The sequence below is a fragment of the Methyloceanibacter superfactus genome (assembly GCF_001723305.1).
Lineage (GTDB): Bacteria > Pseudomonadota > Alphaproteobacteria > Rhizobiales > Methyloligellaceae > Methyloceanibacter > Methyloceanibacter superfactus.
Genome location: NZ_LPWF01000016.1, coordinates 156,502 through 170,012 on the forward strand (window position 1 = coordinate 156,502; position 13,511 = coordinate 170,012).

13 protein-coding genes and 1 pseudogene are annotated in these 13,511 nt (G+C 63.4%); 10 read left to right on the forward strand and 4 right to left on the reverse strand.

The window, feature by feature from the left end; genetic code table 11:
- Window positions 1-39 precede the first annotated feature (39 nt).
- Window positions 40-585: a DUF1045 domain-containing protein gene (locus AUC69_RS05465; RefSeq protein WP_069441249.1), complete on the reverse strand. Its 546-nt coding sequence runs from the start codon at window positions 583-585 to the stop codon at window positions 40-42.
- Window positions 586-1,050: 465 nt separating this feature from the next.
- Here AUC69_RS05465 and AUC69_RS05470 point away from each other — a divergent pair, with 465 nt between their 5' ends.
- From AUC69_RS05470 to AUC69_RS05500, 8 genes and pseudogenes are all read left to right on the forward strand, one after another.
- A complete protein-coding gene (locus AUC69_RS05470; RefSeq protein ID WP_069441250.1) occupies window positions 1,051-1,680 on the forward strand; it encodes a glutathione S-transferase N-terminal domain-containing protein in 630 nt (209 codons plus the stop codon).
- 373 nt (window positions 1,681-2,053) lie between these two features.
- A pseudogene (locus tag AUC69_RS18340) lies at window positions 2,054-2,275 on the forward strand (cytochrome c); the annotation flags it as partial.
- A 22-nt stretch (window positions 2,276-2,297) separates the two neighbouring features.
- On the forward strand, window positions 2,298-3,272 hold the full coding sequence (locus AUC69_RS05485) for a c-type cytochrome (RefSeq protein WP_069441253.1): 975 nt from the start codon (window positions 2,298-2,300) through the stop codon (window positions 3,270-3,272).
- Between the two features lie 105 nt (window positions 3,273-3,377).
- On the forward strand, window positions 3,378-5,111 hold the full coding sequence (locus AUC69_RS17355) for a hypothetical protein (protein ID WP_158008026.1): 1,734 nt from the start codon (window positions 3,378-3,380) through the stop codon (window positions 5,109-5,111).
- Entirely contained in the window at window positions 5,024-5,710 is a 687-nt protein-coding gene (locus AUC69_RS16105; RefSeq protein ID WP_158008027.1) for a DUF4384 domain-containing protein, read from the forward strand. The genes AUC69_RS17355 and AUC69_RS16105 overlap by 88 nt, the downstream gene beginning before the upstream one ends.
- A 326-nt stretch (window positions 5,711-6,036) precedes the next feature.
- Window positions 6,037-7,548 (forward strand): caspase family protein, encoded by a 1,512-nt coding sequence (locus AUC69_RS05495; RefSeq protein WP_141700608.1) that lies wholly within the window; start codon window positions 6,037-6,039, stop codon window positions 7,546-7,548.
- The gene (locus AUC69_RS17360; protein WP_158008028.1) at window positions 7,503-7,655 is read left to right on the forward strand and encodes a hypothetical protein; all 153 of its coding nucleotides are present in this window, start codon (window positions 7,503-7,505) and stop codon (window positions 7,653-7,655) included. The genes AUC69_RS05495 and AUC69_RS17360 overlap by 46 nt, the downstream gene beginning before the upstream one ends.
- Window positions 7,656-7,802: 147 nt before the next feature.
- Window positions 7,803-8,990, forward strand: a complete 1,188-nt coding sequence (locus AUC69_RS05500) for a type III PLP-dependent enzyme domain-containing protein (protein ID WP_069441256.1) — start codon at window positions 7,803-7,805, stop codon at window positions 8,988-8,990.
- Between the two features lie 105 nt (window positions 8,991-9,095).
- Here AUC69_RS05500 and AUC69_RS05505 read toward each other — a convergent pair whose 3' ends face one another.
- On the reverse strand, window positions 9,096-9,290 hold the full coding sequence (locus AUC69_RS05505; RefSeq protein ID WP_069441337.1) for a DUF2735 domain-containing protein: 195 nt from the start codon (window positions 9,288-9,290) through the stop codon (window positions 9,096-9,098).
- A gap of 428 nt (window positions 9,291-9,718) precedes the next feature.
- Here AUC69_RS05505 and AUC69_RS05510 point away from each other — a divergent pair, with 428 nt between their 5' ends.
- Complete coding sequence (locus AUC69_RS05510) at window positions 9,719-10,753, forward strand: glutamine synthetase beta-grasp domain-containing protein (RefSeq protein WP_069441257.1); 1,035 nt, start codon at window positions 9,719-9,721, stop codon at window positions 10,751-10,753.
- Window positions 10,754-10,988: 235 nt separating this feature from the next.
- Complete coding sequence (locus AUC69_RS05515; protein WP_083239125.1) at window positions 10,989-11,456, forward strand: DoxX family protein; 468 nt, start codon at window positions 10,989-10,991, stop codon at window positions 11,454-11,456.
- On the opposite strand, the gene AUC69_RS05520 is transcribed toward AUC69_RS05515, so the two are convergent.
- Together AUC69_RS05520 and AUC69_RS05525 are read right to left on the reverse strand one after the other, a co-directional pair.
- Window positions 11,393-12,418 carry a D-alanine--D-alanine ligase family protein gene (locus AUC69_RS05520; protein WP_069441258.1) on the reverse strand — a complete coding sequence of 342 codons (1,026 nt, stop codon included), beginning with the start codon at window positions 12,416-12,418 and terminating at the stop codon, window positions 11,393-11,395. The genes AUC69_RS05515 and AUC69_RS05520 overlap by 64 nt on opposite strands.
- Window positions 12,419-12,429: 11 nt before the next feature.
- Window positions 12,430-13,425, reverse strand: a complete 996-nt coding sequence (locus AUC69_RS05525; RefSeq protein WP_069441259.1) for a putative zinc-binding metallopeptidase — start codon at window positions 13,423-13,425, stop codon at window positions 12,430-12,432.
- Window positions 13,426-13,511: the final 86 nt, after the last annotated feature.

The window sequence follows — 13,511 nt, forward strand, 5'->3', positions numbered from 1 at the left end:
CGAGGGTGGGGGAGCCGTGTGTCAAAACTTAGGCTCGTTCTAAAGCGTCGGAGCAAGTCCGGCACCGGGCCGAAGCTCAGCCGCCGAGATGATACGTCCGATCAGGCGCATGGGCATGCGGCCGCCGGCATCGCCGAAGAGGGACAAGCCGTCCACGCTGACTCCCGACGCGCAGATCTCCTCCATCACCGGCCAGAGGGCTTGCGACACCCGCTCCAGATGGGCCGCGTCGAGCGGGCCGGTGAGCGCGATGCAGAAGCGATACTCGCTCATCACGTGGGGATGGCCGAAGCTCCGTAACAGCAGGCGCTGATGGTCGCTCAGATGGCGGCTGTCCTGGCCATCGTCGTAGCCGGCGGTCGCGGCGAAGTCGTCGAAGGCGTTCACGCATTGCGTGGCAAGCCAGTCGAGCTCGGGTCTCGGCTCGACTGGGCGTAGCACGAGATAGCGGCCCGACCGCGCGAGCGTCAGCGGCCCGGTCTCCACGGGTTTGCGGTGCGCGGCGAAGGTGACGAGGCGCGATTTCAACATGTCGAGCCCAACATTGTCGCGCAGCGCAAACGGTGGCCGGAAGAGGGCGTGCAAGCCGGTGTAACGGCCGGCGGCGGCCGGTGTCTTGGCAAGCCCGAGCCGGGGAGGCCGTCGCTGGAGAATGCCTGCAGCGTTGCGCCGTCATTGGCGCGGCCGAACCAAGAGCGCCCAAACGACGCGAGGGCGCTTCCCGGCTGTGGCGTGTAATAGATAGCGTAACGGGCGAAGCTCGATTGGCTAGGAACGGTACCCTGCGGGCGTTGACTGTCGAGATGAGCACAATTGAGCATCAGAACCTCCCTCGGCGCGCGAATGCGTCAGCCGCGCCTAATCCTTAAGGCTAACAGCCGGCTGTGGCGTGGACGCGACCGGTTCTGGGCGATAGGGAGGCCGCGGGATGAAGACTTGGTGAATCGAATTTTTCGCAAATGCGAACGAGCCAGCCTGCGCAGTGCGCCTTTGACGGCGATGTGGTTCGTGTGCAGACCTGTGCAGCGCAACAATTAAAGTGGGGGAAGGATGATCGATCTCTATACGTGGATGACGCCGAACGGTCAGAAGATCTCGATCATGTTGGAGGAGGTCGGGCTTCCGTATCGCGTCCATCCAATCGACATCACCAAGGACCATCAGTTCGATCCGGCCTTTCTCAAGATCTCGCCCAACAACAAGATCCCCGCCATCGTCGACAACGACAACGGGCTGCACTTGATGGAGTCGGGGCGCATCCTGCTCTACCTCGCCGAGAAGACCGGCCAGTTGTGGCGCCAGGACTTTCCCACCAAATGGCGCGTGGTCGAGTGGCTCATGTGGCAGATGGGCGGGGCGGGTCCTTTTCTCGGCCAGACCCATCATTTCGTGAAGTTCAACCCGGGCAAGAGTTCCTACGCCGAGGAGCGCTACGCCAAAGAGGCGAAGCGAATCTGGGGCGTGCTGAACACGCGGCTCGCCGAGTCGGCATATGTCGCCGGCGACTACTCGATCGCCGACATCGCAATCTGGCCTTGGATCTCCCGCTTCGAATGGCAGACGGTTGACTTCGCCGACTATCCGCATGTGAAGCGCTGGTATGCGGCGATCGCCGAGCGGCCCGCCGTCAAGCGCGGTTGGGACGTGCTCGAGGAGGGGCGACCAATCCCCATGCCTTAGGCGAACCGGCGGGTAGAAGACGGCGCTTGCGCATGGCAGGATGACGTCAATGCGCTCTTGGACAGCGCGAACGAAACGCAAGGTTGGATGAGGGCCGCCGCAATGCGCGGCCGATCTGGGAGAAGTCCATGCAAAGAGTGACGTTCATCGTGGGCGCTTGCTTGGGCGCGATCGTCTTCGTTGCGGCGGCGAGTGCGGCCGACGATCTGGCCCAAGCCGTAAAGGAACGGCGTGAGCTGATGGACGACGTGGTGCGGCCCGCGGCGAAGCTCGGCGGCGACATGATCAAGGGCACGATCCCGTTCGATGGCGCCAAGGCGGCCGCGGCCATGCTGAAGATCAGCGATGTGCCGGAGACTTATGTGACGCTGTTCCCCGCGGCTCGGAAGTGGATGCTGTCCCCGATAGCGAGGCGTCGCCCAAGATTTGGGAGGACTTCGAGGGCTTCAAGGCGCTGGCGCAGAAGCTGGAAGATGCGAGCACGGCGGCGGCTGAAGCGGCCGAGCAAGGGGAAGGACCGTTCAAAGCCGCGTTCGGCGACATGACGAAAGTCTGCAAGGAGTGCCACAAGGCCTTCCGCGTGAAGAAGGACTAGGCCTTTTCGGGAGGACCGGGTTGTGCGCAGAGCCTTGCTCGTGCTGCTGGTGCTTGGTGCCGCGGGTGCGCTTGCCTTCTATCTGCTGACGATTCCCGTGACGGTGCCGGCATCGGCGCTGCCGGACGATCATGTCCCCGATCTCGATAACGGCAAGACCATGTTCACCGCAGGCGGTTGCGCCGAGTGTCACGCCGCGCCGGCCGGTGCGTGCGACGATCTCGATATCAAGGACGAGACGGTGCTGGCGGGCGGGCGTTGCCTCAAGACCGATTTCGGCACCTTCTATGTTCCGAATATTTCCCCGGATAGGGAGACCGGCATCGGTGCGTGGACCACGCTCGACTTCGTCAATGCCATGAAGCGAGGCGTCGCACCCGGCGGCGTCCATCTCTATCCGGCGTTTCCCTACACGTCCTATCAGCGCATGAGCTACGCCGATCTCATCGACCTCAAGGCCTATCTCGACACGCTGCCTTCGATCAGCAATGAAGCGCCGGCCCACGCGTTGCGCTTTCCCTACAATATTCGCCGAGGGGTCGGGCTATTCCAACGCCTCTACGTGGACGGCAAGACGCGGGCGCCGGATGCTGACGCCAGCGACGAACTGAACCGCGGTGCCTATCTCGCGCTGGGGCCCGGCCATTGTGGTGAATGTCACTCGCCGCGCAATTGGCTCGGCGGAACGATCGCGGCGGAGGCGTTTGCCGGGGCGAAGAGTCCCGAAGGCGGCACGGTTCCCAACATTACGCCGAGCGCGGACGGAATCGGCGATTGGACCGAGGAGGACATCGCCTATCTGCTGGAGGCCGGGAACACGCCGGATTTCGACGTGATCGGCGAGACCATGGCGCCGGTGCAGGAGAATATGGCGAAGCTCACGCCGCAGGATCGGAACGCGATCGCCGCCTTCATCAAGTCGTTGCCGCCACGCCCCAATGCCGTGCAAAAATCGAAGGCCAAGGGTGAGACTGCTGGCGAAGAGGCCGAGAACTAGCGGCAGAGCGGGAGCCCCGTAAACCATTCCCGTTCATGGGGCGTTCAGTTGCCGTCTTCTAAAGGGGAGCGGATAACCGTGGTTCTCGACCCAACGGAGGTCTTGATGAGGTGGCGATCGATGCCCGCGCTGCTCGCGCTCGCCGTGCTGTGCATGGCGGCGGGATTGGGCCAGTGCCGTCGCCGTCGAGACGATGGCCGGGAACGTCGCGGCGACCCCCGACGATCCGGTGGCGCGCCCGCCCTGAACGCGCTCGACAAGCATTGCGCGCGCTGTCATCAGGCCGGGCCGGCCCTGAAGCGGCAGAAGCCCGCAAAGAATTTCGGCAACGTCCTGAGACTCGACGAGATCGCGCGCGACCCGGATTTGATCCTACCCGGCAACCCGGACGGTTCCGGCCTGTTCATTCAGATCGCCAAGAAGGACATGCCCTACGATTGCTATCAGGAGTTCGACTGCGACGCCGAGCCGACGGCGAACGACGTCAAGGCCGTCTATGACTGGATCAAGGGGCTAGGCGATACGGTCGAGGCGGCGTGCGGAAACCGCGTGCCCATCGATACGGGCGCCATGGTCAGCGCGATCGCCGACGATATCGCCGCGCAGGATGCGTCCCGGCGTCCGGGCATGCGCTACGTCACGCTGACACACTTCTATAATGCCTGCGCCTCGAACGAAGACATGGTGCGCTACCGGCAAGGCGTGGTGAAGCTGCTCAACAGCCTAAGCCGCAATTCGGTCGTGCTGAAAATGCGCACGATCGATCCGAACGCCACGATCATCGCCTTCAATCTCGATGATCTCGATTGGCGCAAGGAGGCTTGGGCGCGGATAGCCGGCGGCTATCCCTACGGCATGGAGCCGGAGGGGATGGCTTACGACACGGCAACATCCACCACCGGCACGAAGCTGCCCTGGGTCAGAGGCGACTGGCTCGCCTTCGCCGCGTCGCGTCCGCCGCTCTATTACGACCTACTCAGGTTGCCCGAGACATTCGCCGAGCTCGAACGGGAGGAGGGCGTCGACGTCAAAGCGAATCTCGAGGCATTCCTCGCCAGGCGCGCGGGCTTTCAGAAGTCGGGTGTATCCAAGCATAATCGTCTGATTGAACGGCATCCGATCCCGACCGGCTATTTCTGGACATCCTACGACTTCAAGGGCGATGCGTCGGCCCAGAGCCTTTTCGTCCATCCGCTCGGTCCTTACGGCGCCGATGCTTTCCAGCACGATGGCGGAGAGACCATCTTCAGCCTGCCCAACGGATTCCAGGCCTATTATCTCAACACCGCCGAGGGCGAACGTTTGCGCAAAGGCCCCACCGAGATCGTTCTCGACGATAGCCAGCGCGACCGCGCGGTGACCAATGCCATTTCCTGCTTCGGCTGCCACAACCAAGGCATCCGCCAGGCGTCCGACGACATCCGCGAGCATGTGCTGCACGACAAGAGCTTTCCCATGAGCGTTCGCCGTCAGGTCGAGGCGCTCTATGCGCCGCAAGCCGAGATGAAAGAGTTGCTCGCGTCCGACGCGGCGCGCTTCCGCAAGGCGATGCTCCGCGCCGGTCTCGATCCCGATCTCGACTCGCAGGCCGAGGGCGTGGAGAGCATCAACTTTCTCTCGCGGGCCTATGAGAAGTCTGTCGATCTGAGGATCGCGGCGGCGAGTACGGGCTTCAGGCGGACGTGTTGGCCGAAGGCTTGGCCAAAGCCGGCGGCGAGGCCGGCCGGATCAAGCGCCGCCTGGAGCAGGGCGTGCTACCGCGCGAAATCCTCGAGGCCGAGTTCGGGGATCTGGTCGCCAAGGTCTCCACCAGCAAGCCCATCGAGATCGCTTCGTTGACGCCGACCGCCGTGGCTCGGATCAGAGACGACAATGAAGACGTGTTCGACGATTTCGATCTGGCGCTTACCTCCGACAAGAGCACCTACCGCGTGAACGACCTTCCCGTGTTCAGCATCCGGTCGGGCAGGGATTGCCACCTCACGCTGATCAATGTGGAGGCGGACGGGAACGGCACCGTGATCTTCCCCAACCAGTTTCAGCAGGACAATTTCCTGCCGGCGGAGACCGAGGCGCGGTTCCCGGGCGACGAGGCGCCATTCCAGTTCCGGCTCAAGGATCCCGGAACGGAGACCGTAATCGCCATCTGTAACGCGAGCGGTGTCGAGGCCGATGGGATCGAGCACGATTTCAAGACGCGGCAGTTCACCCCGCTGGGGAATTATCGCGACTTCCTGACCCGCCAGATCGTGGTCGAAGGGGCTTCGAAGATCGCAGCTGGGCAGAAGGCAGCCGGGAGCCAGGTGGCGCTCAAGGCCAAGGAGGCTGGGTCCGACGACGATCAACCGGGCGCGGGCGAGTCCGGGGACACCGATTCCGGGGATTCCGAGGACACCGAGGTTCTGGCCCGGACTGCCATTAAGCTTGTGGTGCGTTAGCGGGTCCCATCCGGTCCCATGGCGCGGTTTGCCAATGTCTTGCCGCCATCGCCCCTTAGCGTTCCTGGTGGCGCTCCCGGAGAGGCCTTGGGTCGCCTGATTGCTTGGCCTAATCTTTGCTCTGGAAGATGGCAAATATGTTTGAAGTGGGCCGCGCCAGAGGGCGCGGTCAGAGTGCGTTTTTGCGTTTGAGGGTATCCATGGCGGGGAGATTGGGACGCGGGCGGAGCCTGTTAGGCGGGCTCGTCCTTACGCTTGCGGGTACGGCGGCGTGCCTTGCCGTGGCACGTGCGGAGCCTGCGGCCGGTGCAGCAGCGGCACAAAATATGGTCATCGCGGTGGTGACGCCGGAGGTGGAGGCCACGGCGGCGGCCGAGCCCAAGGACAAGAAGGCCGAGGCGACGGCCTGGGTGCAACGCTGCTTTTCTCAGCTCGGATATTACAAGGGCCCGATCGACGGCAAGGCCAATGACGAGACGTGGACGGCCCATTGGTATTTCAAGAACGAACACGGGATGAAGGCCTACGGCGATTTTCTCGCCGAACCGGTCCAGAAGAAGCTGAGGGCGCTGTGCAAGGACCTGCCGGTGGCGAAGCCCGAGCCCCCCGCGCCGCCGCCCGAGGCCGTCGAAGCGGAAGCGGCCGGCGCCGAGGCAGCCGAGCCGGCGACGGGGCCCGATGCGCCGGAGGCCGATACGACCGAGGCCAGTGAGACCGGCGTCACCGCGGCGCTCGCACCTCCCGCCGAATCCGCGCCGCCTATCGAGGAGGAGGCGCCCGTGCCGCTGACGCGGCTTGAGATAGACTGCCTGCCGGAGGATCTTATCGGGATTCTGCGCAAGGCTCACGGCGACAGTGTCAGGGCCCGCGCTTGCGCGTCCGGCTGCCTGCCGTCGCCTGACGGGCTCAACCAGATCCAGCTCGATGATCTGCAGAGCCGCTATGGCGTTGTGTGGTGCCGCAATTGCGTGCAGATCGAAGGGCACTTGTCCCTGGCCGACGTGCGGAAGATCGAGAGCGAAGGTCATTTCGATCTTTGCACCATGCCGCCGCGCCACTTGCCGCGCCCGGGGAGCGGCAACGGCAACGTCGTGAAGTCCTTCACGCGCATTCGCGAGCTCTATCGGGCGTTGCCGGCCGCTGCGGAGAGTCCGGGTGACATTGCCGTCATCATCGGCAATAGCGCTTACGAGAACCTGCCTACCGCCGAGACCGCACGGAACGACGCCGGCGCGATGTACTTCTTCCTCACCGAACATCTCGGCTATCGCCAAGACAACATTATAGACGTGCGGAATGCGAAGCGTGCCGACCTGGAGCGGCTGTTCGGCCCGGTGCCGGGGTCCGACGGCGAGCTTGCCCGTCTGGTGCGTGCGCAGCCGGGCGGCCGGGTGATCGTTTATTATTCCGGTCTCGGGGCGACCAATAGCAGTCACAGCGACAATTATTTGTTGCCGGTGGACGCGGAGCCCTATCGCGAAGAACGGGGTGGCTATCCGCTGTCGACCCTCTACGACAATCTCGCCAAGCTCAACGCGAAGTCGGTGCTCCTCCTGCTGGAAAGCGAATATGGCCGGGATCACGGTTCCTATGTCCTGCCGCCCAACCTGCCCGAAACGACGAGCTCGGTCCTTCCGCCGGCGCCGCTCTCCACGGTGACGGTGCTCGCTGCGGCGGACCGGGGCCAGCGCACCCTGATCGACACGAGCTACGACATCGGGCTGTTCACTCGCTACCTGATCGAGGGTCTGGCCGGTTCCGCCGATCTTTATCCGGTCGCAACGGCGATGGCATGGTCGATAGCGCTGAGATCTACGCTTACACCGCTGCCATGGTGAGGCTGTCGGCGCGCAAGACATTCGGGCTATTGCAGGAGCCGGTCTACTCGAGCGCGGCGACGCCTATGCTGTCGGGTTCGGACGCCGTCGCCGCCAAGCCCGATTGATGGCGCGAGGCGGGAGACAGAGATAGTCAGCACACGAATTCTCCTTTACAACGGGCCTAGGATTTCTTAGGGACCAAGCCGGCTCGCAAGCGCACTCGCCCAAGGGCAGCACTGACATCGGCAATCTCGTGTGGGAGTAGACATGAGATGGACGTTTTCACTTCTGCCTCGGAGCTTCTTCGTCATCATCGTCCCGAGCGACCTGTCCTAGCTCTTCGGCCGCACGCCGCGCAGCGCGCGGCGAAGTGGTTTCTTGCCAACTTTCCCGGCCGGGTGCTCTACGCCGCCAAGGCGAACGATGCGCCGCAGATCATCGAGGCTCTGGCCGAGGCCGGCATCACGGCCTTCGATGTCGCTTCTCTGGTCGAGATCCAGCGGATGGCGGCGGTCAAGGACGCCGAGCTCTATTTCATGAATCCGGTGAGTCGCGGGGCGGCCATCTCGCGGGCTTATCGTGAGTTCGGCGTACGGCGCTTTGCCTTCGACTCCGCCGATGAGTTGGACAAGGTCATCGAGGAGACGGACGGGGCGGACGACCTCACCCTGTTCCTCCGGATCGCCTGTCCCAACACCCACAGCCTTATCCCGCTCGAAGGGAAGTTCGGCGCTAGCCAAGCGGAAGCGCCGGAACTCCTGCTGAAAGCGCGCCAGCGTGCGACCCGGCTCGGAATCACCTTCCATGTCGGCTCGCAGGCCGTAGTGCCCGCCGCCTTCGGTGAGGCAATCCGGCAGGTGGGACAGCTGATCGTGTCCTCGGGCGTGCTGGTCGACGCCATCGACATCGGCGGCGGTTTTCCGAGCCGCTATCCCCATTCCGAGCGCCCGATCTGGCGAGCTTCATGGACGAGGTGGTGCGTGCCGCGGACGAACTGGCGGAGCACTCTTGCGAGCCTTCTGTGTGAGCCGGGCCGGGCGCTGGTGGCCGAGGCAGAGTCCGTCATCGTCCGCGTCGACGCGCGCCGCGACAACGCGCTCTACCTCAATGATGGCGCGTTCGGGACGCTATTCGACGCAGCATATTCCGGCTTCCGTTTTCCCGCGCGGCTCGTCACGCCGTCGCGCGGCAGGACTGCGCCGGAGGCGGAGTTCGTGCTCTACGGTCCGACCTGCGACAGCTCGGATTATCTGCCGGGCCCCTTCATGCTGCCTGCATCGGTCACCGAAGGCGATTATCTCGAGATCGGACAGATCGGCGCTTACGGCCGCGTCTTGGCGAATCGTTTCAACGGCTTTGGTGTGTTCGATGAGGTGGTGCTGACGGACGAGCCGATGCTGTCCATGTATGAGAGCGCCGAGGACGAGACCTCCCAAGCCGCGTGGCCGGCGCGCGCCTAAGCGCCGGAGTTCCCCATAACGAAAGAGGGCCGCGCTTTGGTAAGCCGGCCCTCTGCGATCAGTTGCTTGTCACGGTCGCGCCTCGGGCGCACCAGCAAGCCCATGTCAGTTCTTGCGCGTATGCGCAGCCTCCCGGACCGCCTCTTCGTGGTACCAGGCGCCGCCCGCGACGACATTGGCCGTCCGCAGCGCGAATTCGTCCATGGGCTTGACCTCATAGCGGCCGCTGGTTAGACCCGCGCGACCGCCTCTGGGGAACTGGTAGATCTTGGCGGTCCCCTCAAAAGAACTTGTCGTCATTGTATTCTCCATTCGAATGTTTCGCGTCGAAGCACTAGCGACTCGACGACTGATTACCCTCACCATAACGAAATTCAGGGAGTCACTGCACAACAAATTTGCGGAATGACTATTATTTCAGCGCCTTTTGCTTCTGCATTCTGGCGCAGCATTGTGCAGTGCGGTCGATGTCGCGTCGTCGACGAAACAATCGAAGACTTTTGGCGCGCGCCGAGGGCTCCGGCGAAGTGACGCTAATTATTACGAAAAAATGAATGGTCGGCGGCGGGACTGGCTTGCGCGTGGGGCCCCTGCGCCGGGACTGCACTGTCCCAGGGTCCGCATTGGCACAAATGCTGCTGGAATACCAACGCATTGGCCGCCAGTCATCCAGGCGACGTCAGAGACTCTCTCTCATTCCGCGAGAACAGCTTCAAGAAGGACCCGCAATGACAAAGTACAAACTCGAGTATATTTGGCTCGATGGATATACTCCGACACCGAATCTGCGTGGTAAGACGCTGATCAAAGAATATGGCAGCTTTCCTTCCCTCGAAGAACTTCCGTTGTGGGGCTTTGACGGAAGCTCGACCATGCAGGCCGAAGGCAAGAGTTCGGATTGCGTTCTCCAGCCAATTCGGGTCTTCCCGGACGCGGCGCGCAAGGACGGCGTCCTGGTGCTTTGCGAAGTGATGATGCCGGACGGCACGCCGCATCCGTCGAACAAGCGCGCGACCATTCTGGACGATGAAGGCGCCTGGTTCGGCTTCGAGCAGGAGTATTTCCTCTACAAGGACGGCCGTCCGCTCGGTTTCCCGTCCGACGGCTATCCCGCGCCGCAGGGCCCCTATTACACGGGCGTCGGCTTTTCGAACGTGGGCTCGATCGCCCGCCAGATCGTCGAGGAGCATCTCGATCTGTGCCTCGCCGCCGGCATCAATCACGAAGGCATCAATGCTGAGGTGGCGAAGGGCCAGTGGGAATTCCAGATCTTCGGCAAGGGGTCCAAGAAGGCCGCCGACGAAATGTGGATGGCCCGCTATCTGCTGGAGCGCCTGACCGAGAAGTACGGCGTCGATATCGAGTATCACTGCAAGCCGCTCGGCGACACCGACTGGAACGGGTCCGGCATGCATGCCAATTTCTCCACCACCTATCTGCGTGAGACGGGCGGCAAGGCGTATTTCGAGGCGCTGATGGCGGCGTTCGAGAAGAACTGCGCGGAACACATCGCGGTCTATGGACCGGACAACCACATGCGGCTGACCGGCAAGCACGAGACCCAGGCGATCGATCAGTTCAGCTACGGTATCGCCGACCGTGGCGCGTCGATCCGCGTGCCGCACAGCTTCGCCAAGAACGACTACAAGGGCTATCTCGAAGATCGCCGTCCGAACTCGCAGGGCGATCCCTACCAGATTGCCTCGCAGATCCTGAAGACGATCGAATCCGTCGCGTCCGAAAAGGTCAGCGCCGCGGCCTAAGCTCTGCGACGTACGCGAAGACAAACAAATGGGGGTCCCCATCGCGGGGCCCCCATTTTTTCTTGGCGAATCGTTTCAAGCGGTTCGTGCCATTGGCTGACGCGGTGGTGAGAGAGATTGCCAGTTCGGGAGGTGACTATGCCTAACGAGAGCGTGTACTGACGGCGCCCGGCGCGATGGGCTACACTGTCCTCCACTTAATGCTCAATCAGAAGCCGAGGGGGATTCGCACGCCATGACCACCGACAGTCTCCAGAGTGAATGGGCGCCACGCGTCCTCAGCGTCTTGCGCATCGTCGCGGCGCTGCTGTTCTTCGAACATGGGTCGGCGAAGCTGCTCGGCTTTCCGCCCTCGGACATGTCGCCGGCGGTCATGTCTCTGCCGTGGATCGCGGGCGTGCTCGAACTCGTCGGCGGCGCGCTTCTCGTGGTCGGCCTCTTCACGCGGCCCGTCGCCTTCGTTCTTTCCGGTCTGATGGCGGTCGCTTATTGGATCGCGCATGCGCCCAACAGCCCATATCCGCTTCTCAATCACGGCGAAGCCGCCATCCTGTACTGCTTCATCTTCCTCTATTTGGTCTTTGCCGGCGGCGGGCCTGGAGCCTCGATGCGCTGCTCAGGCGGAAGGGCTAGGCGCGGCTACGGGGCTCGTAGGCGCTTGCGAAGTCCGATGGCGATGATGCGGTCGAGCAGGGGGCCGTAGTTCATGCCGGCGGCCTCGGCGGCCTCGGCGAATTCCTCGCCGTAGCCGATGTCGGGGTTCGGATTGGCTTCGAGGAAGTACGGGCGTCCCTGGGTGTCGAGGCGGAAGTCCACGCGGGCATAGCCGCTGAGCTGGAGCAGACGATAGAGACGCTTGCTCGTCTTGATCAGGAGCTGCTCGACCGCCGGCGGCAGGTCCCGTGCCGGGCCGATCTCGACGCCGCGGCGCTCTTGGAACTTGCGGTTCCACTTCGCCCGTCTCGTGGCGATCATGGGTGCGTCGGCGCGCAGCCGCCGCATTTCCAGTTCCCAGACGGGCAGCGTCTGCAAGCGTGCATTGCCCATGACCCCGACATAGAGCTCTCGGCCATCCACGTATTGCTCGAGGATGAGGGGGGTGCCCACTTGCGCGTGCATGAATTCGATCCGCTCGGCGAGCTTCTCGTCGCTGTTGACGATGGAGGCCTCGGCGATGCCGATCGAGGCCTCCTCGACCTGCGACTTGACGATAAGCGGGTAGGTGAGCCGGGCAGGCTTGCGCTTGAGCTTGCGGCCGGCCGGGACGACGGCGAAGCGCGGAACGCGGATGCGATGGTAGTACAGGATCTTCTTCGACAGCGCTTTATCGCGGGCGAGCATCAAGCCGCGGGGATTGCAGCCGGTGTAGGGCACCCGCACGAGCTCGAGAAAGCTCACGACGTTCTGGTCGAGCATCGGCTCACCGTGAAACTCCTCGAGCAGGTTAAAGACGATATGCGGCTTGAAGTTCTGGATGGCGCGGCGGAGCGGCGTCAGGTCGTCATAGAGCCCAAGCGGCTCGACCTCGTGGCCCTGCTCACGCAAGCCGGTCACTACGTCATATTCGGTCTTGTATTCGACGACCTCTTGCTCTGGCTTGCCGGCGATGTCGTCGGGGGGCACCAGGTCAGCGTGCATCAGCACGAGCACCCGCTTCTTGAGCATGGCCTAGGGCCTCACATGACGTGCCATTCGCGCCCCCGATAGAGGTAGTTCATGCCATGCACCGTCAGCATGATGGCGAAGTCCAGGACTAGCTTGCGTTCGGGGCCGTCGGCGACGAGGCGCAGCTCCTTGCATCGCCCCATCATCTGCTCGAGAACCTGATTGAGCGTTAATTGGTACTCGCCGGTCCACTTGGCGACCATGCCTCTGATCTCGCGGCGGTGCCGCCGCAGAAACGTCGCCGCTGTCTCGCGCCGGTCGCGGGGACCCTCGGCCTCGCTGAACAGACGCTTTAGATCGCGGTCATAGGCATCGGTAAAGCCAACCGAATAGTGGGCCCGCTTGCGCTCGTAGTAGGTCCCTAGCGTCATCCGTTCGCGAGACAAGGGGAAGGGCTTGGCGCGGCTGCGAACCCGCGGCGGCTGACCGGCCAGTTCCGCCATCAGCCTGTCGACATATTTGAGTTTGCGCAGCGCCGGCCAGCCCTGGTAGTGCCGGCGCCAGTTGTAGCGGGGGCGCAGCCAGACCGCGAAAGTCTCGGCGAAGTCTTCCTCCGGATGGCTCTGGGCGTACCAGGCGGGAAGATTGTGTACGTAGCGGCGGCTCGCGGGATTGGGCCGGTAGGCCTCCGGATAGGGTGTGCTCGCCTTGCCGAACAGGCGCTGCCACTCGCGGCGGCGCTCCAGCTTGAAGGCGTGCTGGATGGCGTGCCCCAGCTCGTGGCGCAATAGCCGCAGGCAGGCGTCAGCCGTGGCTCCCTCCGCTTCGAGCATCTGCGAGCGCTCGAGACGCGTGAGCTTGGGATGGGCAAGATAGAACGGCAGCGCGACGCCAGGCACTCCGGTCGGCGAGAACCACTCATCGGATAGCCAGAAATGCGGGTTGAAGCGCAGGTCGCGCTGGCCGAGCTCATCGCGGACCCGGGCGATACGTTCCTCGAGCCAGGTTCCCTCGATGGAGACTTTCAGGTCACACAGCCTGACAGACAGCAACTCGCGCTGCGTCATGTGCTCCCAGGGATAATGCCGCCCGCTTGTCGTTCGATTTGAAGGCACTTGCGCAAGTCTAGTTGCTTTCACACTTGAGCGACAGC